General features: G+C 68.9%; 16 protein-coding genes. 14 read left to right on the plus strand and 2 right to left on the minus strand.

Going from position 1 to position 19,868, the window contains the following annotated elements; genetic code table 11:
- Positions 1–337: 337 nt before the first annotated feature.
- The 5 genes from ACIREE_RS01555 to ACIREE_RS01575 all read left to right on the plus strand — a co-directional run bounded on the left by ACIREE_RS01555 (position 338) and on the right by ACIREE_RS01575 (position 6,578).
- Entirely contained in the window at positions 338–1,369 is a 1,032-nt protein-coding gene (locus ACIREE_RS01555; protein WP_404144772.1) for an ABC transporter permease, read from the plus strand.
- A 106-nt stretch (positions 1,370–1,475) separates the two neighbouring features.
- The gene (locus ACIREE_RS01560) at positions 1,476–3,272 is read left to right on the plus strand and encodes an ABC transporter substrate-binding protein (RefSeq protein ID WP_404144773.1); all 1,797 of its coding nucleotides are present in this window, start codon (positions 1,476–1,478) and stop codon (positions 3,270–3,272) included.
- Positions 3,273–3,382: 110 nt separating this feature from the next.
- A complete protein-coding gene (locus tag ACIREE_RS01565; protein ID WP_404144774.1) occupies positions 3,383–4,360 on the plus strand; it encodes an ABC transporter permease in 978 nt (325 codons plus the stop codon).
- Between the two features lie 10 nt (positions 4,361–4,370).
- Complete coding sequence (locus tag ACIREE_RS01570) at positions 4,371–5,432, plus strand: ABC transporter ATP-binding protein (RefSeq protein WP_404144776.1); 1,062 nt, start codon at positions 4,371–4,373, stop codon at positions 5,430–5,432.
- 27 nt (positions 5,433–5,459) lie between these two features.
- Positions 5,460–6,578, plus strand: coding sequence for an ABC transporter ATP-binding protein (locus ACIREE_RS01575; protein WP_404144778.1), 1,119 nt, complete (start codon positions 5,460–5,462; stop codon positions 6,576–6,578).
- A gap of 253 nt (positions 6,579–6,831) precedes the next feature.
- Here the strand turns inward: ACIREE_RS01575 and ACIREE_RS01580 are convergent, their stop codons facing one another.
- Positions 6,832–7,542, minus strand: coding sequence for a class I SAM-dependent methyltransferase (locus tag ACIREE_RS01580; protein WP_404144779.1), 711 nt, complete (start codon positions 7,540–7,542; stop codon positions 6,832–6,834).
- Between the two features lie 153 nt (positions 7,543–7,695).
- On the opposite strand from ACIREE_RS01580, the gene ACIREE_RS01585 reads away from it, so the two are divergent.
- Genes ACIREE_RS01585 through ACIREE_RS01605 form a run of 5 tightly spaced genes read left to right on the plus strand, consistent with a single transcriptional unit; the run spans position 7,696 to position 13,435 of the window.
- Entirely contained in the window at positions 7,696–9,330 is a 1,635-nt protein-coding gene (locus ACIREE_RS01585) for an ABC transporter substrate-binding protein (RefSeq protein WP_404144781.1), read from the plus strand.
- Positions 9,331–9,360: 30 nt separating this feature from the next.
- Complete coding sequence (locus ACIREE_RS01590) at positions 9,361–10,284, plus strand: ABC transporter permease (protein ID WP_404144783.1); 924 nt, start codon at positions 9,361–9,363, stop codon at positions 10,282–10,284.
- A complete protein-coding gene (locus ACIREE_RS01595) occupies positions 10,277–11,293 on the plus strand; it encodes an ABC transporter permease (protein WP_404144785.1) in 1,017 nt (338 codons plus the stop codon). The genes ACIREE_RS01590 and ACIREE_RS01595 overlap by 8 nt, the downstream gene beginning before the upstream one ends.
- Positions 11,294–11,298: 5 nt before the next feature.
- On the plus strand, positions 11,299–12,291 hold the full coding sequence (locus ACIREE_RS01600; RefSeq protein WP_404144786.1) for an ABC transporter ATP-binding protein: 993 nt from the start codon (positions 11,299–11,301) through the stop codon (positions 12,289–12,291).
- On the plus strand, positions 12,278–13,435 hold the full coding sequence (locus ACIREE_RS01605) for an ABC transporter ATP-binding protein (protein WP_404144788.1): 1,158 nt from the start codon (positions 12,278–12,280) through the stop codon (positions 13,433–13,435). The genes ACIREE_RS01600 and ACIREE_RS01605 overlap by 14 nt, the downstream gene beginning before the upstream one ends.
- A 149-nt stretch (positions 13,436–13,584) precedes the next feature.
- On the opposite strand, the gene ACIREE_RS01610 is transcribed toward ACIREE_RS01605, so the two are convergent.
- Positions 13,585–15,735 (minus strand): prolyl oligopeptidase family serine peptidase, encoded by a 2,151-nt coding sequence (locus tag ACIREE_RS01610; RefSeq protein ID WP_404144790.1) that lies wholly within the window; start codon positions 15,733–15,735, stop codon positions 13,585–13,587.
- Between the two features lie 192 nt (positions 15,736–15,927).
- On the opposite strand from ACIREE_RS01610, the gene ACIREE_RS01615 reads away from it, so the two are divergent.
- The 4 genes from ACIREE_RS01615 (at position 15,928) to ACIREE_RS01630 (ending at position 19,776) form a co-directional block, all read left to right on the plus strand.
- On the plus strand, positions 15,928–16,122 hold the full coding sequence (locus tag ACIREE_RS01615; RefSeq protein ID WP_361064602.1) for a hypothetical protein: 195 nt from the start codon (positions 15,928–15,930) through the stop codon (positions 16,120–16,122).
- 31 nt (positions 16,123–16,153) lie between these two features.
- Positions 16,154–17,107 (plus strand): N-acetyl-1-D-myo-inositol-2-amino-2-deoxy-alpha-D-glucopyranoside deacetylase, encoded by a 954-nt coding sequence (mshB, locus tag ACIREE_RS01620; protein ID WP_404144792.1) that lies wholly within the window; start codon positions 16,154–16,156, stop codon positions 17,105–17,107.
- Entirely contained in the window at positions 17,107–17,556 is a 450-nt protein-coding gene (locus ACIREE_RS01625) for a DUF6113 family protein (RefSeq protein ID WP_404144794.1), read from the plus strand. Before mshB ends, ACIREE_RS01625 begins: the two co-directional genes overlap by 1 nt.
- 153 nt (positions 17,557–17,709) lie before the next feature.
- The gene (locus ACIREE_RS01630) at positions 17,710–19,776 is read left to right on the plus strand and encodes a hypothetical protein (RefSeq protein WP_404144795.1); all 2,067 of its coding nucleotides are present in this window, start codon (positions 17,710–17,712) and stop codon (positions 19,774–19,776) included.
- Positions 19,777–19,868: the final 92 nt, after the last annotated feature.

The following is a 19,868-nucleotide window of genomic DNA, read 5'->3' on the forward strand; positions in this document are numbered from 1 at the left end:
TGTAGTGAACAAAGTGGACTCATGAGGAGGAACCCATGCGAGGTGCCACAAGCGCCATATGGGTCGCGTCGTCCCCGATGACAGGTGTTGTAGGTCCCGCGGGCACGTTCAGTCTCGTCCCTGTACTGGACGAGGTAACGATCCAGCGTCGCGAACGCTCTTGACGGCTCGGTCCGCAGGCCGGCCGAGGCCGGGCACGGGCCAGGGTTCCCCAGGGGTGGGTTCACCCCAGTCGTTGTTCCCATCGCGCGCTTCGTATGACGTACGCCGTGCGAGGGCCGTCGGAGTTTCCGGATACCCGGCCGACGACCTCCAACACCTGTGAAATGGACGAATCATGACGAGTCCAATCGAGATTGAGGGCGCCGAGACCTCTTCCGCCTTGGACGAGGAGAGCGCGCCGCAGGGTGACGCGAAGGAGCCCAAGAAGCTGGAGGGGCGCAGCCCCGGACAGCTGATGTGGCGCCGCTACAAGCGGGACAAGACGGGCATCGTGTCGGCCTGCATTGTCATCTTCTTCTTCGTGATAGCCGCCCTCGCGCCGGTCATCACGAAGCTGTACGGCAAGGATCCGTACACCTTCTACGGCCAGGACGACCCCACGCTCCTCAACGAGTTCAACCTGCCGGCCGGGCCCAACGGCGGTATGTCGCCCGAGCACTGGTTCGGTATCGACCCGAACTACGGGCGCGACGTGTTCTCGTACCTGCTGTACGGCATCAGGACGTCGCTCTTCACCGCCCTGCTCGCCACGATCGGCATGGTGCTCATCGGCATCGTCATCGGTCTGACCGCGGGCTACTTCGGCGGCAAGATCGACTACTGGCTGGGCCGGCTGATCGACTTCATGCTCGCGCTGCCCAACCAGCTGTTCATGGTCGCGGTCATGCCCGTCATCGTCACGGTCTTCGTCGCCCCCGACGAGGAGACGCCGACGGTCGTCCGCTTCCTCGCCATCACCGGCGTGATGTGGTTGCTGACCTGGATGAGCCTGGCGCGTCTGATTCGCGCCGTGACCCTCTCCCTGCGTGAGCGGGAGTTCGTCGAGGCGGCGAAGGTCGCGGGTGCCTCGCCCTGGCGGATCATCCGCAAGGAGCTGCTGCCCAACCTGGTCACGCCGATCATCGTGCAGGGCACCTACCTGCTCCCCAGCACCATCCTCTCGGTCGCCTTCCTCTCCTTCGTCGGAGTGGGTTATCAAGACCCCACTCCCGACTGGGGGTTGATGTTCGCCACGGCCGCGAACATCTACGAGCAGGACCCGACCTACATGTTCTTCCCGGGTATCGCCATGGTCGTCTTCGTCGTGGCGTTCAACCTCCTGGGTGACTCGGTCCGGGACGCCTTCGATCCCAAGACCGGACGCTGAGCCAGCGTCACCCAGGGGCAGCTGCCACCCGGGCGCCGGACGATCAGGCCGGATGCGCCAGGCAGCACCGCAGGATCACTACTCACAGGCAGGTGGACTCGACTCCATGAGCATCCTTCGATCGCGCACGGCGCAGGCAACGGTCGCCGCGGCGGCTGTCGGCGCCCTCGCGCTGACCGGCTGCAGCAGCGGCAGCAAGAGCAGCGACAAGCCCGTCGGCAAGTCCCAGGACGACGCCAAGTCCCAGGCGAAGCCCGTCACCATGGGCACCGCCCAGGACTCGGTGGGTCCGGCCAAGGCTGTCGCCGGTGCCAAGAAGGGCGGCACCGTCCAGGTCTACCAGGAGGACGACTTCTCGCACCTGGACCCGGGCCAGATCTACGTCTCGGACGCCGGCATGCTCTCCAAGCTCCTCTACCGTGGCCTGACCACGTACACCGAGGACGACAAGGGCAACCAGACGGTCGTCGGCGACCTCGCGACCGACCCGGGCAAGTCCTCGGACGGCGGCAAGACCTGGACCTTCACGCTGAAGAGCGGCATCAAGGACCAGAACGGCCACGTCATCACGTCGGCCGACATGCGCCACTCCATAGAGCGCATGTACGACCCGTTCATGACGGACGGGCCGACCTACATCCAGCAGTGGCTGTCCGGTGCGGGCACCAAGTACCGCGAGGCGTACAAGGGCCCGTACAAGGGCAAGCACCTGCCCGACTCGGTCCTGGCCACGCCGGACGACAAGACCATCACGTTCCACTTCCTCCAGGCGCACACCGACGTGCCGCAGGCGTTCGCCATGGCCGCCTACTCCGTCGTGCCGGAGAAGACGGACACGAAGCAGAAGTACGACCAGGCGCCGGTCGCCACCGGTCCGTACAAGGTGGCCTCCTACAAGTCGGGCAAGTCCCTCTCCCTGGTGCGCAACACCGCCTGGGACGAGAAGACGGACCCGCTGCGCCACGCCTACGTCGACGGCTGGAACATCGAGTTCAACCACGACAAGGCCGACCAGACGAAGACGATCCTGGCCGACCGCGGCGACGCCAAGAACGCCATCATGTTCACCGGCCAGGTCGACGCCACCCAGCTGCAGAAGATCACGTCCAGCAAGGCCGTGATGAAGCGCACGATCCAGGGCTACGCCCCGTACGTGTGGCAGCTGAACTTCAACATGGACCGCATCAAGGACAAGCGGATCCGTGACGCCATCGCCCTCGCGCTCCCGGCCACCTCGGCCGCGCGCGCCGACGGCGGTGCCTACGGCGGTGACGCCGCCACGTCGCTGATGTCGCCCACCACCCCGGGCTACGACAAGACGTACGACCCGTTCAACCGGGTCAAGAAGCCCAACGGTGACATCGCCAAGGCGAAGAAGCTCATCAAGGAGGCGGGCGCCGAGGGCAAGAAGCTCGTCTACGCGTACGCCAACACCCCGGTCCGCACCACGCAGGCCAACCTGATCATCAACCAGCTGGACAAGATCGGGCTCGACATCCAGAAGAAGGATGTCGACCAGGCCACCTGGTATGAGCAGATGGGCAAGGTCAAGAACGGCATGGACCTGTACATGACCGGTTGGGGTCAGGACTGGGCCGACGGCAACACCGTCTTCCCGCCCTCCTTCGACGGTGCGCAGATCCAGGACGGCTCGTCCAACTACTCGCACACGAACGACAAGCACGTGAACTCCGAGATGGCCCGCATCCAGCTCATCGCGGACGCCGACGAGCGCGCCTCCGAGTACGCGAAGCTCTCGAAGTACATCTCCGAGAAGATCAACCCGGCTGCTCCGATCTACTACACCAAGGTGTTCCAGATCGCCGGCTCGAACGTGGGCGGCCTGCGCTACGGCCAGGTGGTCAGCTACACCGACCCGACCACGATCTACCTCAAGAAGTAAGCAGTACCAGGCAGTCACCGGAGGTGAGGGCGCGGCGGAGCCCTCACCTCCGGGCCGCCGGCCCCCCTCCTGGCCTCCCACCGCCGCCGTCCTGAGAGCAGCTTTTTGCGATGCTTCGATTTCTCATACGCCGGACGTCTGGCGCAGCACTCATCCTCCTGCTGATCAGCGCCTTCACGTTCTTCATGTACTTCGCCATCCCACAGGACCCGGCGTTGCTCGCGTGCGGCAAGAACTGCACTCCGGCCGCACTCGACATCATCCACAAGAACCTCGGCCTGGATTCCCCGGTGCCCGTGCAGTACTGGCACTTCCTCGTGGGCATCTTCGCCGGGCGGGACTTCGGCGTGGGACACTGCGCGGCGCCGTGCTTCGGTGTCTCGTTCCGCAACAACCAGATGGTGTGGGACACCATGATGGACCGGCTTCCCACCACCCTCTCGCTGACCTTCGGCAGCCTCATCGTCTTCCTGATCGTCGGCCTCGGCGCCGGCATGATGGCCGCCCGCTTCCGCGGTACGTGGCTCGACAAGATCTTCAGCGGCGGCTCGCTGGTGCTCAGCTCGTTCCAGATCTACTTCCTCGGCCCCATCGTGCTCGGCATCTTCGTGTACAGCACGGGCTGGCTCAACAAGCCGAAGTACGTGCCGCTCACCGAGGATCCGGCCGCCTGGTTCATGGGTCTGCTGATCCCGTGGGTCGTCATGGCGACGATCTTCACGGCCAACTACACCCGTATGGCGCGCTCGTCGATGATCGAGCAGCTCCAGGAGGAGCATGTCCGGGCTGCCAAGGCCAAGGGCATGAGCGGCCGGTACGTCTTCTACCGGTACGCGTGGCGCGGTTCGGTCATCCCGATCGTCACCATCCTGGGCATGGACATCGGTGGTCTGCTCAGCGGTGGCATGGTCACCGAACTCACCTTCGGTCTGGCCGGGTTCGGCCGGCTCGCACGTGACTCGGTGGTCGACAAGGACCTGCCGGTCCTCATGGGCGTCATGATCCTCAGTGCCGCCTTCATCATCGTCTGCAACATCGTCGTGGACGCGCTGTACGCCGTGATCGACCCGCGCGTGCGCCTGTCCTAGGAGAACCCCCGTGACCACACTCACCAAGACCGAGGACGCCCCGGCCCCGACCGGTTCCGAGGCGTTCCTCTCGGTACGCGACCTGCGGGTGCAGTTCTCCACAGAGGACGGCGCCGTCAAGGCGGTCGACGGCCTCTCCTTCGATCTGGAGCGCGGCAAGACGCTCGGCATCGTCGGCGAGTCGGGCTCCGGCAAGTCGGTCACCAACCTGACCGTGCTCGGCCTGCACAACCCGACGACCACCACCATCGACGGCGAGATCGTCCTCGACGGCAAGGAACTGATCACCGCCTCCGAGTCCGAGCTGGAAAAGCTCCGTGGCAACAAGATGGCGATGATCTTCCAGGACTCGCTGACCGCGCTCTCGCCGTACTACACGGTGGGCCGGCAGATCGCCGAGCCGTACCGCAAGCACACCGGCGCCAGCAAGAAGGAGGCCCGGGACCGGGCCATCGAGATGCTCGGCAAGGTCGGCATCCCGCATCCCAAGGAGCGGGTGGACGACTACCCGCACCAGTTCTCCGGCGGTATGCGCCAGCGCGCCATGATCGCGATGTCGCTGGCCTGCAACCCGGAACTGCTCATCGCGGACGAGCCGACCACCGCGCTCGACGTGACGGTGCAGGCGCAGATCCTCGACCTGCTCAAGGACCTGCAGCAGGAGTTCGGCTCCGCGATCATCATGATCACCCACGACCTGGGTGTGGTCGCGAACATGGCCGACGACCTCCTCGTGATGTACGCGGGCCGGGCCGTCGAGCGGGGCACCACCCGCCAGGTGCTCAAGTCACCCGAACACCCCTACACGTGGGGCCTGTTGAGCTCGATGCCGCGACTCTCGTCGGACGTCAACGAGCCGCTGCTGCCGATCCCCGGCTCGCCGCCCTCGCTGCTCAACCCGCCCACGGGCTGCCCGTTCCACCCGCGCTGCACCTTCACCGACAAGGTGTCGGGGGAGCGCTGCTCGGGCGAGCGTCCGGTGCTCCCGGTCGGGCGGGGCTCCGCCTGCCACCTGACGGCGGAGCAGAAGCAGCAGGTGTTCATCGAGACGATTCAGCCCCGGCTGGGCTGAGCAGCTACCGGCGACTGGGGCAGAACCATGAGCGAGAACAACAACAGCACCACGGCGGTCGCCGACGCGATCCCCGGGCAGCGTGACAGCGGCGCCGTGCCGCTGCTGAAGGTCGAGAACCTGCAGAAGCACTTCCCGATCAAGGGCGGCTTCCCGATCCGGCGTACCGTCGGCGCGGTCAAGGCGGTCGACGGCGTCGACTTCGAGGTCTACCCGGGCGAGAGCCTGGGCCTGGTCGGCGAATCCGGCTGCGGCAAGTCGACGACGGGCCGGATGCTGACCCGTCTGTACGAGCCCACCGCGGGCACCGTCACGTACAACGGCCAGGACATCAGCCACGCGAGCCGCAAGCAGCTGGCGCCCATCAGGTCCGAGATCCAGATGATCTTCCAGGACCCGTACGCGTCGCTGAACCCGCGGCAGACGGTCGGCACGATCATCTCCGGCCCGATGGAGATCAACGGGATCAACCCGCCCGGCGGCCGAGAGGCGCGGGTCCGCGAGCTCCTGGAGATCGTCGGCCTCAACCCGGAGCACTACAACCGCTTCCCGCACGAGTTCTCCGGCGGCCAGCGCCAGCGCATCGGCGTCGCCCGTGCCGTGGCCCTGGAGCCGAAGCTGATCGTCGCCGACGAGCCGGTCTCCGCGCTCGACGTCTCCATCCAGGCCCAGGTGGTGAACCTTCTCCAGAAGGTGCAGCGGGAGATGGGCATCGCGTTCGTCTTCATCGCCCACGACCTGGCGATCGTGCGGCACTTCTCGCAGCGCGTCGCGGTGATGTACCTGGGCAAGATCGTGGAGATCGCGGACCGCGACTCGCTCTACAACCGGCCCCGTCACCCGTACACGCACGCGCTGATGTCGGCCGTGCCGGACGCGGACATCGACGCGGAGAAGAAGGAGCGCATCCGCCTGGAGGGCGATGTGCCGTCCCCCATCGCGCCGCCGTCCGGCTGCCGCTTCCGCACCCGGTGCTGGAAGGCGCAGGACAAGTGCGCGACGGAGGAGCCGCCGCTGGTGCAGATCTCCGGCAGCAAGCCCGGACACCTGACGGCCTGCCACTTCCCGGAGGACCCGTCCATCGAGGCCCGCGCGGAGGACATCGTCCTGGACCCGGCGCTCAAGGCTCTGGAGAGCGAGTCCTGAGGCCTGTTGCTTGTACGTGACTGTGGCCCGGCCCGGTGATTCCCACCGGGCCGGGCCACAGTTCTTTCCTGAACAGTTCTCCAGCTGACGGCCGGTGGGGGCTGAGCGCGCAGTTCCCCGCGCCCCTGAAATGCGCACTGCGTGCGCCATCTCAGGGGCGCAGACGCGTGCGCCCCATGGAGTTGCGGCGAAGCCGCATGCTCCAGGGGCGCGGGGAACGGCGCGACCAGCCCCCACCGGCCCGCAGCGGCGATCAATCCGCCACCCGGCACACGCTGACGATCTCCGGGCTGGAAGCCATCAGCGGGGAGTGGTCCCAGTCGCCGTACCGAGCCTCAACCTCAAGCCCCGCCCCCGCGAGGAACCCGTCCAGCTCACCCCGCGCCAAAAAGCGGAGCGTGCTGCGACTGACCTCGGCCCCGCCGAACGTCGTATCAAAAGTGACCGTACGTCCATCGAAGTCACCCACGACCTCATGCGCCACCCGCACCCCGCCCACCTCCACGGCCCGCGACGGAGTCCACCGCTCCCAGGCCCGCGCCGCGGGATTCCGCGTCTCGAACGCGAACCGGCCCCCGGGCGCGAGCAACCCCCGCACCGCCTCCAGTGACGTACGGATCTCGGCGTCGTCGACCCAGACCTGGAACGCGTGCCCGTTCATCACGACAAGGTCGAACGGCCCCTCCGGCCGGACGGCGGAGTCCAGCGTGCCCGCCACCCACTCCACATCCGCCCGGCGCCGAGCGACGGCCAGCATGCCCGCCGCCGGGTCGAGCCCGCACAGCCGCCCCGGGTGCCCCTCCTCGCGGGCCCGGATCAGCAGCGCCCCCGTCCCGCAGCCCACATCGAGCACGGATCCGGCGCCGCGCACCAGGTCCAGGTAGAAGTCGTCGCCCGGGCCCCACGGGTTCAGCGCGTCGTAGAGACCGGCGAGCCGGGCGTCGGTGAAGGCGTGGTCGGGCATCGGCCGATCATCGCGCATGTCGTGCGAGTGCCGCGAGGACTTTTCCCGTAAGGCCGACTCCAGGGTGCGGTATGTAAGCATCAGCCCGATATTTAGGCGTACGTGTCATGTGATCGGTATGGGCAAGTATCAGTCGGTATGAGGAGGCACTCCATGCGTGGAGCCACGCACGCCAAGTGGGTCGCTGGAGCGGTCGTCGTAGCCATGGCGGCGACGGCCTGTGGGGGCGGCGGCGACAGTGGCGGTGGCGGCGGTGACGGATCCGGTGTCGTCCGGTCCTCCTGGGGCGATCCGCAGAACCCGCTGGAGCCCGCGAACACCAACGAGGTGCAGGGCGGCAAGGTCCTGGACATGATCTTCCGGGGTCTGAAGCGGTACGACCCGAAGACGGGCGCCGCCAAGGACATGCTGGCGGAGAAGATCGATACGTCCGACCAGACGAACTACAAGATCACCGTCAAGAGCGGGTGGACGTTCTCCAACGGGGAGAAGGTCACGGCCAAGTCCTTCGTCGACGCCTGGAACTACGGCGCGAGCCTGAAGAACAACCAGAAGAACGCGTACTTCTTCGGGTACATCGACGGCTACGACAAGGTGCACCCGGACTCCGGCAAGCAGAGCGCCGACACGCTGTCAGGGCTCAAGGTCACGGGTGACCGGACCTTCACGGTCAAGCTCAACCAGAAGTTCTCGACCTGGCCCGACACCCTCGGCTACGCGGCCTTCGCGCCGCTGCCCAAGGTGTTCTTCAGCGACCACGACAGCTATGTGAGCAAACCCGTCGGCAACGGGCCGTACACCGTGGACTCGTACCAGAAGGGGTCCCAGATGTCCCTTCGCAAGTGGGACAAGTACCCCGGGGACGACAAGGCGCAGAACGGCGGCGTGGACCTCAAGGTCTACACGGACAACAACACCGCCTACACCGACCTGACCGCGGGCAACCTCGACCTCGTCGACGACGTACCGGCCTCGCAGCTCAAGAACGTGGACAGCGACCTGAGCGGCCGGTACATCAACACCCCGGCCGGCATCATCCAGACCCTCGCCTTCCCGTTCTACGACTCCGACTGGAACAAGTCGGGCAGCGAAAAGGTCCGTAAGGGCCTGTCCATGGCGATCAACCGCAAGCAGATCACCGAGTCGATCTTCGAGAAGACCCGTACCCCGGCCACCGACTGGACGTCCCCGGTGCTCGGCGACGACGGCGGCTACAAGTCCGGGCTCTGCGGGGAGTTCTGCGAGTACAAGCCGGCCGAGGCCAAGAAGCTGGTCAAGGAGGGCGGCGGCATCCCCGGCGGCCAGGTGAAGCTCGGCTACAACGCCGACACCGGCAGCCACAAGGAGTGGATCGACGCCGTCTGCAACTCCATCAACAACGCGCTGGGCAACGACAAGGCCTGCGTCGGCAGCCCCACCGGCACCTTCGCGGACTTCCGCAACAAGATCACCGACAAGAAGATGACGGGCCCGTTCCGCGCCGGCTGGCAGATGGACTACCCGCTCATCCAGAACTTCCTGCAGCCGCTGTACTACACCAACGCCTCGTCCAACGACGGCCACTGGTCCAACAAGGAGTTCGACTCCCTCGTCGACAAGGCGAACGCGGAGCCCGACCAGGCCAAGGCGGTCAAGACGTTCCAGCAGGCCCAGGAGGTCGTCCGGGACAACATGGCGGCCATCCCGCTCTGGTACCAGAACGGCAGCGCCGGCTACTCGGACAAGGTCTCCAACGTCGCGCTGAACCCGTTCAGCGTCCCCGTCTACAACGAGATCAAGGTCAACTGACAGCCACGGACGCCAGGGACGGAGCCCTCAATGGGACGGTATGTGATCCGGCGGCTGCTGCAGATGATCCCGGTCTTCATCGGCGCCACGCTGCTGATCTTCCTCATGGTCAACGTGATGGGCGACCCCATCGCGGGGCTGTGCGGCGACAAGGCCTGCGACCCCGCCACCAAGGCCCAGCTGTCGAAGGAGTTCGGCCTCGACAAGCCGGTGTGGCAGCAATACCTGACGTACATGGGGAACGTCTTCACCGGTGACTTCGGCACGGCGTTCAACGGCCAGAAGGTCACCGAGCTGATGTCGACCGCGTTCCCGGTCACCATCCGCCTGACGATCGTGGCGATCCTCTTCGAGATCATCGTCGGCATCACGCTCGGCGTCGTCACCGGCCTGCGGCGCGGCCGCCCCATCGACACCTCCGTGCTGCTGCTGACCCTCGTCGTCATCTCCGTCCCGACGTTCGTCACCGGTCTGCTGCTGCAACTGCTGCTCGGCGTGGAGTGGGGCTGGATCAACCCCGCGGTCTCCACGGACGCCCCGTTCGGCGAGCTGATCGTGCCGGGGCTCGTGCTCGCCTCGGTCTCCCTCGCGTACGTGACCCGCCTGACGCGGACCTCCATCGCCGAGAACAAGCGGGCGGATTACGTGCGCACGGCCATCGCCAAGGGGCTGCCGAGGCGCCGCGTCATCACCCGGCACCTGCTGCGCAACTCACTGATCCCCGTCGTCACCTTCATCGGCGCCGACGTCGGCGCCCTGATGGGCGGCGCCATCGTCACCGAGCGCATCTTCAACATCCACGGCGTCGGCTTCCAGCTCTACCAGGGCATCCTGCGGCAGAACACCCAGACCGTGGTCGGCTTCGTGACGATCCTCGTCCTTGTCTTCCTCGCGGTGAACCTGATCGTCGACCTCCTGTACGCCGTACTCGACCCGAGGATCCGCTATGCCTGAACCGCAAGCGCCAGAGCCCTCGTCCTGGTCCGCAGGCGGGCGCGCGCCCGAGGACGGGGCCATCGCGGCGACCGGCATGGGCGGCGCGATGGACCTCGCCACGAGCGAGGGCGCGGGCCTGGACAACCGGCCTGGCGGCCCTTCCGGCACCGGGCCCGTCGGCAAGCCCCGCAGCCTGTGGTCCGACGCCTGGCGCGACCTGCGCCGCAACCCCATCTTCATCGTCTCGGCGCTGGTCATCCTCTTCCTGGTGCTCATCTCCATCTGGCCGCAGCTGATCGCCTCGGGCAACCCGCTCTCCTGCGACCTGGGCAAACGCCAGCAGGGCTCCCAGCCGGGCCACCCCTTCGGCTTCGACGGCCAGGGCTGCGACGTCTACACGCGCACCGTGTACGGCGCCCGCAACTCCATCACCGTCGGCGTCTGCGCCACGATCGGCGTCTCGCTCCTCGGTTCGGTCCTCGGCGGCCTGGCCGGGTTCTTCGGCGGGTTCTGGGACGCGGTCCTCTCCCGCATCACCGACATCTTCTTCGCGATCCCCGTCATCCTCGGCGGCCTCGTCCTGCTGTCGGTCGTCACCAGCAACACCGTCTGGCCCGTCATCGGCTTCATGGTGCTGCTCGGCTGGCCGCAGATCTCCCGCATCGCCCGCGGCTCGGTCATCACCGCCAAGCAGAACGACTACGTGCAGGCGGCCCGCGCGCTCGGCGCCTCCAACTCCCGCATGCTGCTGCGCCACATCACCCCGAACGCCGTCGCACCGGTCATCGTCGTCGCGACCATCGCCCTCGGTACGTACATCGCCCTGGAGGCGACGCTCTCGTACCTCGGTGTCGGCCTGAAGCCGCCGGCGGTCAGCTGGGGCATCGACATCTCGGCGGCCTCCGGATACATCCGCAACGCCCCGCACATGCTGCTGTGGCCGGCCGGAGCGCTCGCCCTCACGGTCCTCGCGTTCATCATGCTCGGCGACGCGGTGCGCGACGCCCTCGACCCGAAGCTGAGGTAGCGCCCATGCCGTTGCTCGAAGTACGCGATCTGCACGTCGAGTTCCGCACCAGGGACGGCGTCGCCAGAGCCGTGAACGGCGTCGACTACACCGTCGACGAGGGCGAGACGCTCGCGGTGCTCGGCGAGTCAGGCTCCGGCAAGTCGGTCACCGCCCAGGCGATCATGGGCATCCTCGACGTGCCGCCCGGGAAGATCACCGGCGGTGAAGTCCTCTTCAAGGGCAGGGACCTGCTGAAGCTCAAGGAGGAGGAGCGCAGGAAGGTCCGCGGCGCCGAGATGGCCATGATCTTCCAGGACGCGCTCAGCTCCCTCAACCCGGTGCTCTCCGTGGGCGAGCAGATCGGCGAGCTGTTCACCGTCCACCGGGGCATGTCCCGCAAGGACGCCAAGGCCAAGGCCGTCGAGCTGATGGACCGGGTCCGCATCCCGGCGGCGAAGGAGCGGGTCGGGCAGTACCCGCACCAGTTCTCCGGCGGCATGCGCCAGCGCATCATGATCGCGATGGCGCTCGCGCTCGAACCCGATCTCATCATCGCGGACGAGCCGACCACCGCCCTCGACGTCACCGTGCAGGCCCAGGTCATGGACCTGCTGGCCGAGCTGCAGCGCGAGCTCCACATGGGGCTCATCCTCATCACCCACGACCTGGGCGTCGTCGCCGACGTCGCCGACAAGATCGCCGTGATGTACGCGGGCCGCATCGTCGAGCACGCCCCCGTCCACGAGATCTACAAGGCCCCCGCCCACCCGTACACCAAGGGCCTGCTGGAGTCGATCCCGCGCCTGGACCAGAAGGGCCAGGAGCTGTTCGCCATCAAGGGCCTGCCGCCGAACCTGATGCACATCCCGCCCGGCTGCGCCTTCAACCCGCGCTGCCCGATGGCCCAGGACGTGTGCCGCACCGATGTCCCGCCGCTCTACGCGGTCGACGGTCCCGACGGGGACCGCCGCAGCGCCTGCCACTTCTGGAAGGAGACGATCGATGCGTCACGCTGAGGGCGGCTCACACGTCAGCAAGGGCGATGCCAGGCGCGAGGGCGAGATCGCCGAGCACCTCCTCCACAAGTCGCGGGCCGAGTCGGCGTACGCGAAGAACGGTTCGGCCTCCGGACACGAACCCCTCCTGGAGGTACAGGGGCTGGTCAAGCACTACCCCCTCACCCAGGGCATCCTCATCAAGAAGCAGGTCGGCGCGGTCAAGGCCGTCGACGGGGTGGACTTCGAGCTCGGACAGGGCGAGACGCTCGGCATCGTGGGGGAGTCCGGCTGCGGCAAGTCCACCGTCGCCAAGATGCTGGTGAACCTGGAGCGCCCGACGGCCGGCGTCATCAAGTACAAGGGCGAGGACATCACCCGCCTGTCCGGGCGGGCGCTCAAAGCCGTGCGCCGCAACATCCAGATGGTGTTCCAGGACCCGTACACCTCCCTCAACCCCCGGATGACGGTCGGCGACATCATCGGGGAGCCGTACGAGATCCACCCCGAGGTCGCGCCGAAGGGCGACCGCAGGAAGCGGGTCCAGGACCTGCTCGACGTGGTCGGCCTCAACCCCGAGTACATCAACCGCTACCCGCACCAGTTCTCCGGCGGGCAGCGTCAACGCATCGGCATCGCACGGGGGTTGGCCCTGCGCCCCGAGATCATCGTCGCCGACGAGCCGGTCTCCGCGCTCGACGTGTCGGTGCAGGCCCAGGTGATCAACCTCCTGGACCGCCTCCAGAACGAGTTCGACCTCTCCTACGTCTTCATCGCCCACGACCTCTCGATCGTGCGGCACATCTCCGACCGGGTCGGCGTGATGTACCTGGGCCGCATCGTGGAGATCGGCTCCGACGAGGAGATCTACGAGCACCCCACGCACCCCTACACGCAGGCGCTCCTGTCGGCCGTGCCCGTGCCCGACCCGGCGGCCCGCGAGCGCCGCGAACGCATCATCCTGACCGGGGACGTGCCCTCGCCCGCCAACCCGCCCTCCGGCTGCCGCTTCCGCACCCGCTGCTGGAAGGCGCAGCAGCGCTGCGCCGACGAGGTCCCGCTGCTCGCCGTCCCCGCGGTGTTCCGCCTCGGCGACAGCGGCCCGGCCCAGCACCCGTCCGCGTGCCACTTCGCCGAGGAGAAGCAGGTCGTGCCGAGCGAGTAGGGGCCGTGTTTTTTACGAGCAGGCAACTCGGCCGACGCAGTGCCGAAGCACGGGCGGGCCACGGTGGACACCGTACGGCCGTGCGGGTGCCGTGGGTCGGGGGCCGGAGCACGCCATGTCGCTCCGGCCCCCGGTCGTTCTCCGCGTGCTTATGCGAGCCCCAACGACCGCTTCAGGAAGTCGACTTGGAGCAGCAGCAGGTTCTCGGCGATCTGTTCCTGCGGCGTCATGTGGGTCACCCCGGACAGCGGCAGCACCTCGTGCGGGCGCCCGTCCGCGAGCAGGGCGGAGCTCAGCCGCAGGGCGTGCGCGACGACCACGTTGTCATCGGCGAGCCCGTGCACGATGAGCAGCGGCCGGTGCTGCCCGGCGGCGTCCGAGAGCCCGTCGTCCGTCACCAGCGAGCTCTTCGCGTACGTGTCGGGGGACGCGGCCGGGTCGCCCAGGTACCGCTCCGTGTAGTGCGTGTCGTACAGCCGCCAGTCCGTCACCGGGGCACCGGCGATGCCCGCGTGGAAGACGTCGGGCCGCTTCAGCACGGCAAGCGCGGACAGATAGCCGCCGTAACTCCAGCCGCGCATCGCCACCTTGGACAGGTCGAGCGGGAAGCGGCTCGCCAGCGCGTGCACCGCGGTCACCTGGTCGTCGAGCGTCAGCGTGAAGTCGCCGCGGATCGACTTCTCACGGCCGGGCGAGACACCGGGCGTGCCGCGGCCGTCGGCGACGATCACCGCGAAGCCCTGGTCGGCGAACCACTGAGAGGTCAGGTAGGGGTTGTGCGCCGCCATGACGCGCTGCCCGTGCGGGCCGCCGTACGGGTCGAGGAGCACCGGCAGCGGTCCGTTCCCCTCCGCGTACGAGGAGGGCAGCAGGACGGCGCACGGGATGCCCGCCGCCTCCGTCAGCGTCACGCGCGGGGAGAGCAGCGGGCGTTCGGCGTGCGAGGCGATCTCGGCGACCTGCTTGCCGGCGCGCTCCACGCGCACCCGGGCGCCGGGGGAGTCGAGGGTGGAGGAGACCAGGACGGTGACGTCGCCGGAGCGGACCGCCGAGTGCACGCCGGGCTCGGTGGAGACGCGCTGCACACCCAGTTCGTTGACCCGGTAGACGTGCACCTCGCCGGTCTCCGGCGCCTCCGCGCCCGCGCCCGCCGAGGCCGAGACCAGGACATCGCTCGTGCCGACGTCGAGCACGGCCCGTACATGCAACTGCGGTCCGGTCAGCGGGCGTTCACCGACGGCGAGCACGCGCGCGCCGCCCTCGTCGGCGATCCGCACGAGCTGCCCGCTCGGCGACCAGCACGGCACGCCGGGGAACAGCTCCAGCCACTGGTCGTCCTCGTCGGCGTGCACCATCCGGGTCGAGCCGTCGTCGGGGTTCACCGCCAGGTACAACTCGCTGAGCTGGTCGCGGGCCTGCACGAGGATCAGCGGGGCGCCGTCCGCCGACCAGTGCACGCGGGCCAGGTACGGGTAGGCCGACCGGTTCCAGTTGATCTCGGTGCGGGTACCGTCCAGGGCGTACGCGAACAGGCGGACCTCGGCGTTGGGCGTGCCGGCCGCCGGATAGGCGTTGCGCGTCGGCTCCCGGTCCGGGTGCGCCGGGTCGGCGATCCACCAGCGCCGCACGTCCGCGTCGTCGGCGCGGGCCACGAGCAGCCGGTCCGAGTCGGGCGACCACCAGAAGCCGCGGTACCGGGACATCTCCTCGGCCGCGATGAACTCCGCGAGCCCGTACGTCACCGTCTCCGACTCGGGCGTGGCCAGCGCCCGGTCGTCGGCGGCGTCGCCGGTATCTGCTACGCCGACGACCCGCAGCGCGCCCTGCGCGACGTACGCGATGTGCCGGCCGTCGGGCGCCGGGCGCGGGTCCAACACCGGCCCTGGGACGCGGAGTTCACGGGTCGTGCCCGCGCGCAGCTCGGCCGTGAAGAGCCGGCCCGACAGGGCGAACGCCGCGACCTCGGCGGCGGCGTCCGTCGCGTAACCCACGATGCCGGCGCCGCCCTCGCGGCTGCGCTCGCGCCGGGCCCGCTCCGCGGCCGAGAGGCGTTCCGAAGAGCCGCCGAGCAGGGTCACCGGGTCGGCGGCGACCCGCTCCTGACCGCCCGCCAGATCCAGCACCCACAGGGCGTTCGCCCGGTCCGTGCCGTGGGAGGAGCGGAGGAAGACGACCCGCTCCCCGTCGGGCGACACCGTGAAGGCGCGCGGCGCACCCGACGTGAAGCGCTGCGTACGCGCGTGCTGACGAGGGAAGGAGTAGGTCTCGTCCCCGGTGCCGGTGCCGCTTTGGATGGTCATCCCCGAAGCCTAGGCCGCGTAAGGGCCATGCGCCCCCACGCGCTCCCGCCCGCCCCCGGTGCCCCCTCATCGCGACTCATGCGTTACGACGGATAGTTATGATCGCTTGCACTGTGTGGGCATCAATGTCCCGGTGGCATCGCGCAGGTGGATGCCCGTCGGTGACCGGATCACTTTGGAGGAGGGACCGCTGTGGCACTCTCGATCTCGGCCGTGGTGCTGTTCGCGATCATCGTCTTCATCCTGATCAAGAAGTCGGGGCTGAAGGCCGGGCACGCGGTGGTCTGTGTGCTCCTCGGGTTCTATCTGGCGAGCTCCTCCATCGCTCCCACGATCAAGGAGCTGACGACGAACGTGGCGGGCATGATCGGCGGGATCAAGTTCTAGCCAGGGGGGCAGGGCGTTCTAGGCTGGGTACATGACGGAACTGCCCGGCCGGCGTCTGCTCCTCGTGCACGCGCACCCCGATGACGAGTCGATCAACAACGGCGCGACGATGGCCAAGTACGCCGCCGACGGCGTCCACGTCACGCTCGTGACCTGCACCCTCGGCGAAGAGGGTGAGGTCATTCCGGACGAACTGGCCCATCTCGCCCCGGATCGTGAGGATCTGCTCGGCCCGCACCGCATCGGCGAGCTGGCCGCCGCCATGAAGGAGCTGGGCGTCACCGACCACCGCTTCCTCGGCGGCCCCGGGCGCTACCGCGACTCCGGAATGATGGGCGCCGAGCAGAACGGACGCCCGGCCGCGTTCTGGTCGGCCGACCTCGACGAGGCGGCCGCGCACCTCGTGGCCGTGATCCGCGAGGTCCGCCCGCAGGTCCTCGTCACGTACGACCCGGACGGCGGCTACGGCCACCCCGACCACATCCAGGCGCACCGCGTCGCCATGCGCGCCGCCGACCTCGCCGCCGAACCGGCCTTCCGGCGCGACCTCGGAGATTCGCACACGATCTCCAAGATCTATTGGAATCGTGTGCCTCGTACGTATGTCGCGGAACTCTTCCGCCGTCTCGAGGACGGGCTCGACCGCACGCCCTTCGACGCCGTCGCCACCGTGACCGACGTGCCGGGCGTCGTCGACGACGAGCGCGTCACCGCCGAGATCGACGGCCGGCCCTTCTGGCTCAGGAAGGAGGCCGCGATGCGCGCGCACGCCACCCAGATCGACATCCCCGAAGAGCTCGACGTGTTCGCGCTCTCGAACGGGCTCGCGCAGCCGGTGCTTCCGATCGAGCACTACGAGTTGGTGCGGGGCGAGCCCGGATCGGCGTACGAGTACGACCTGTTCGAGGGCATCGACCTAGAAGGCGCCGACCTCGAAGGCGGCAGCGAGAACATCCACCAGGGCCCCGAGGGAGAACACGCGTGATGAGCAGCGCCAAGAGCGGCGGCGGCCCCGGTGGCGGCAAGGCAGCGGCACAGCAGGTCGATCTTCCCTTCAGCATGTCGCTCACCCCCGCCAGGGGAGCCGCACTCCTCGTCCTGTTCGTGCTCGGGGTGCCCGTCGGCGCCGCGGGCGCGCTGCTCCAAGGAGGCTGGTTCCCGGGCGGGTTGCTGCTCGCGCTGCTCGGCGCGGCCGGCCTCTTCCACGGCGGGGCCCGCCTGACCCGTGGTAGATCCGGGGCGGTGGCACCCGCGGCGGGCTGGCTCGTCGCTGTCATTCTGCTCACAGCGAGCCGTCCCGAGGGGGACTTCCTGTTCGGCGCGGGACTCGGCTCGTACCTCTTCCTCCTCGGAGGGATGGCCGTGGCTGTGATGTGCGCCACCCTTGGTATTTCACAGCAACCACCCGCGTCCGACGCCCGACTTGGGAAGTGACGTCGGACTTGCGACCAGTACGCACCGTGGCCCGTTCGGGATTCACCATCCGTCACACAGTGACGCCCGGCCGCGGCCAGTATGGTGGTGCGCGCCGCCGAGCAGCCCGCGCGAGGTCGAGACGGGCGGCGGAGCCAACCGGGAGAACCTGCTTTGAGTCGTGAAACTGACAGTTCGTCCTCCGGGCCCCAGGGGCGCGGCGCTGCCGCGTACCCGTCGGGCACGCCTCCGTACGGTTCGTCCACGCAGGGCGCACCCTCCGGTGACACCGACCCGCTGGGCCAGGTGCCCCCGGGTGACCAGGGCGCCGCGGACACACCCAGGACCGAGACCACGCTGACGACGCGGATCCGGATCAACATCCCCGGCTCGCGTCCGATTCCGCCGGTCGTGATGCGTACGCCGATGAGCGATGTCGACGGGGGGCCGCAGGACGGCGCCGACGCGCAGGGCAGGGCCCCCGAGCCCGACCCCGCCGCCGGCCGCCCCTCCGCGCTCGCCGGGTACGCCGACACGGGTACAGGTACGGGCACGGGTGCCGGTGCGAATACGGGCACGGACGCCGGTACCGGCGCCGGGCCCGCCACGGGTGCCGGCCCAGGCGACGCCGCCGAGGCCAGGCCGCCCCGCGAGGAGAAGACCAGCGACTGGTTCGCGCCGCGCAAGGGTGCCGCGGGCCGCGGCGCAGCGGCGAACGGCGCGGGAGCCGCCGCGGCAGCCCCCCCGGCCGCCCCCGGCGCTCCGTCCGGCACGTCCGGCGGCTTCGACGTGTCCGGCGCCGTCGCGGCGGGCCCGCTCGGCGGCGGCACCGCGCAGGGAGCCCCGGGCGACCGCGGTGACCTGCCCTACTTCTCCGGCAACACGGGCGCTCCGCCCTCCGGTGCGCACCGCGGTGACCCGGCCGGGCCCTCCGGTCCCACGGTTCCCGCTGGTCCCACAGGTCCCACAGGTCCCACTACGGGGCCCGCCACCGGCGACGGCCCGATGGTGCCGCCGCTCGCGAGCGAGCCGCCGTTCCGTCCCGTTCCTGGCGCCCAGAACCCGCCGCGGATGAGCGACGACACCGCGATCCTCACGCCGCAGAAGCCCGCGCCCGAGCCGTCGGCCGGCCATGTCTCCGGTGACACGCTCACCAGCGGCATCCCGGTCGTCCCGGGAGCCGGTGGCCCCGGCTCCCCGTTCGCGCCCGGTGCCCCTGCGCCCACGCCGCACACCCCGCCGAAGCTGCCGGACCCGGTGCAGACCGCCCCGTCGGCCTCCGCGAAAAAGAAGAAGAAGGGCCGCAGCAAGCTGGTCCTGCTCGGCGCGGGCGTCATCGGCCTGGCCGGAGTCGCGTACGGCGCGGGCCTGTTGATGAACCACTCGGACGTGCCCAAGGGCACCACCGTCCTCGGCGTCGACATCGGTGGCGGGACCCGCGACCAGGCCGCCGCCAAGCTCGACGACTCCCTCGGCAAGCGCACGGGCCAGGCCCTGAAGCTCCAGGTCGACGGCAAGACGGTCGAGCTGAAGCCGGACCAGGCGGGCCTGTCCCTGGACAGCGCGGCCACCGTGTCCGTCGCCGCGGGCAGTGACTACAACCCGGTCTCCGTCATCGGCTCGCTCTTCGGCAACCAGCGGGTGGTCGACCCCGTCATGCCCGTCGACGAGGAGAAGCTGCACGCGGCTCTCGAGCAGGCCGCGGGCGGCGCCGCCGGGTCGGGCGACGGCACGATCAAGTTCGTCCAGGGCAAGGCCGTCGCGGTCTACGGCAAGGCCGGCAAGGGCATCGACGTCGACAAGTCGACCGCCGCCGTGGAGAAGGCGTACCAGGCGCAGGTCGAGACGGGCGCGTCCACCCCGGTCCAGGTCGCGACGACGGAGCGGCAGCCGACGGTCTCGGACGCCGAGGTCGACCGGAAGATGGAGCAGTTCGCCAAGCCCGCGATGTCCGGCCTGGTCACGATCAAGGCGGGTAACGCCTCGATCCAGTTCGGCCCGGACAAGTCGCTGCCCAAGGTCCTCGGGATGAAGGCGATCGACGGCAAGCTCGTCGAGACGTACGACCGGGAGGCCCTCAAGGAGCTCTACGGCAACGTCTTCGACGGCGTCCTCATCACCCGGGGCAACGGCTCGAAGACCCCGGTCCAGCCGACCGACGTCGCCTCGGCCATGGGCAAGGCCCTGCTGGGCAAGACCGCCGCCGAGCGTACGGCGACGATCGAGACGAACGCAGGCTAGAGCTCTTCCATAAGCCCAGAGCTCTCTTACGAGCGCGACCGCGAGTCCCGCATGACTGATGTCATGCGGGACTCGCGACGCCCGGCACTGCC

It is taken from the genome of Streptomyces sp. NPDC102467, from assembly GCF_044765445.1.
GTDB lineage: Bacteria > Actinomycetota > Actinomycetes > Streptomycetales > Streptomycetaceae > Streptomyces.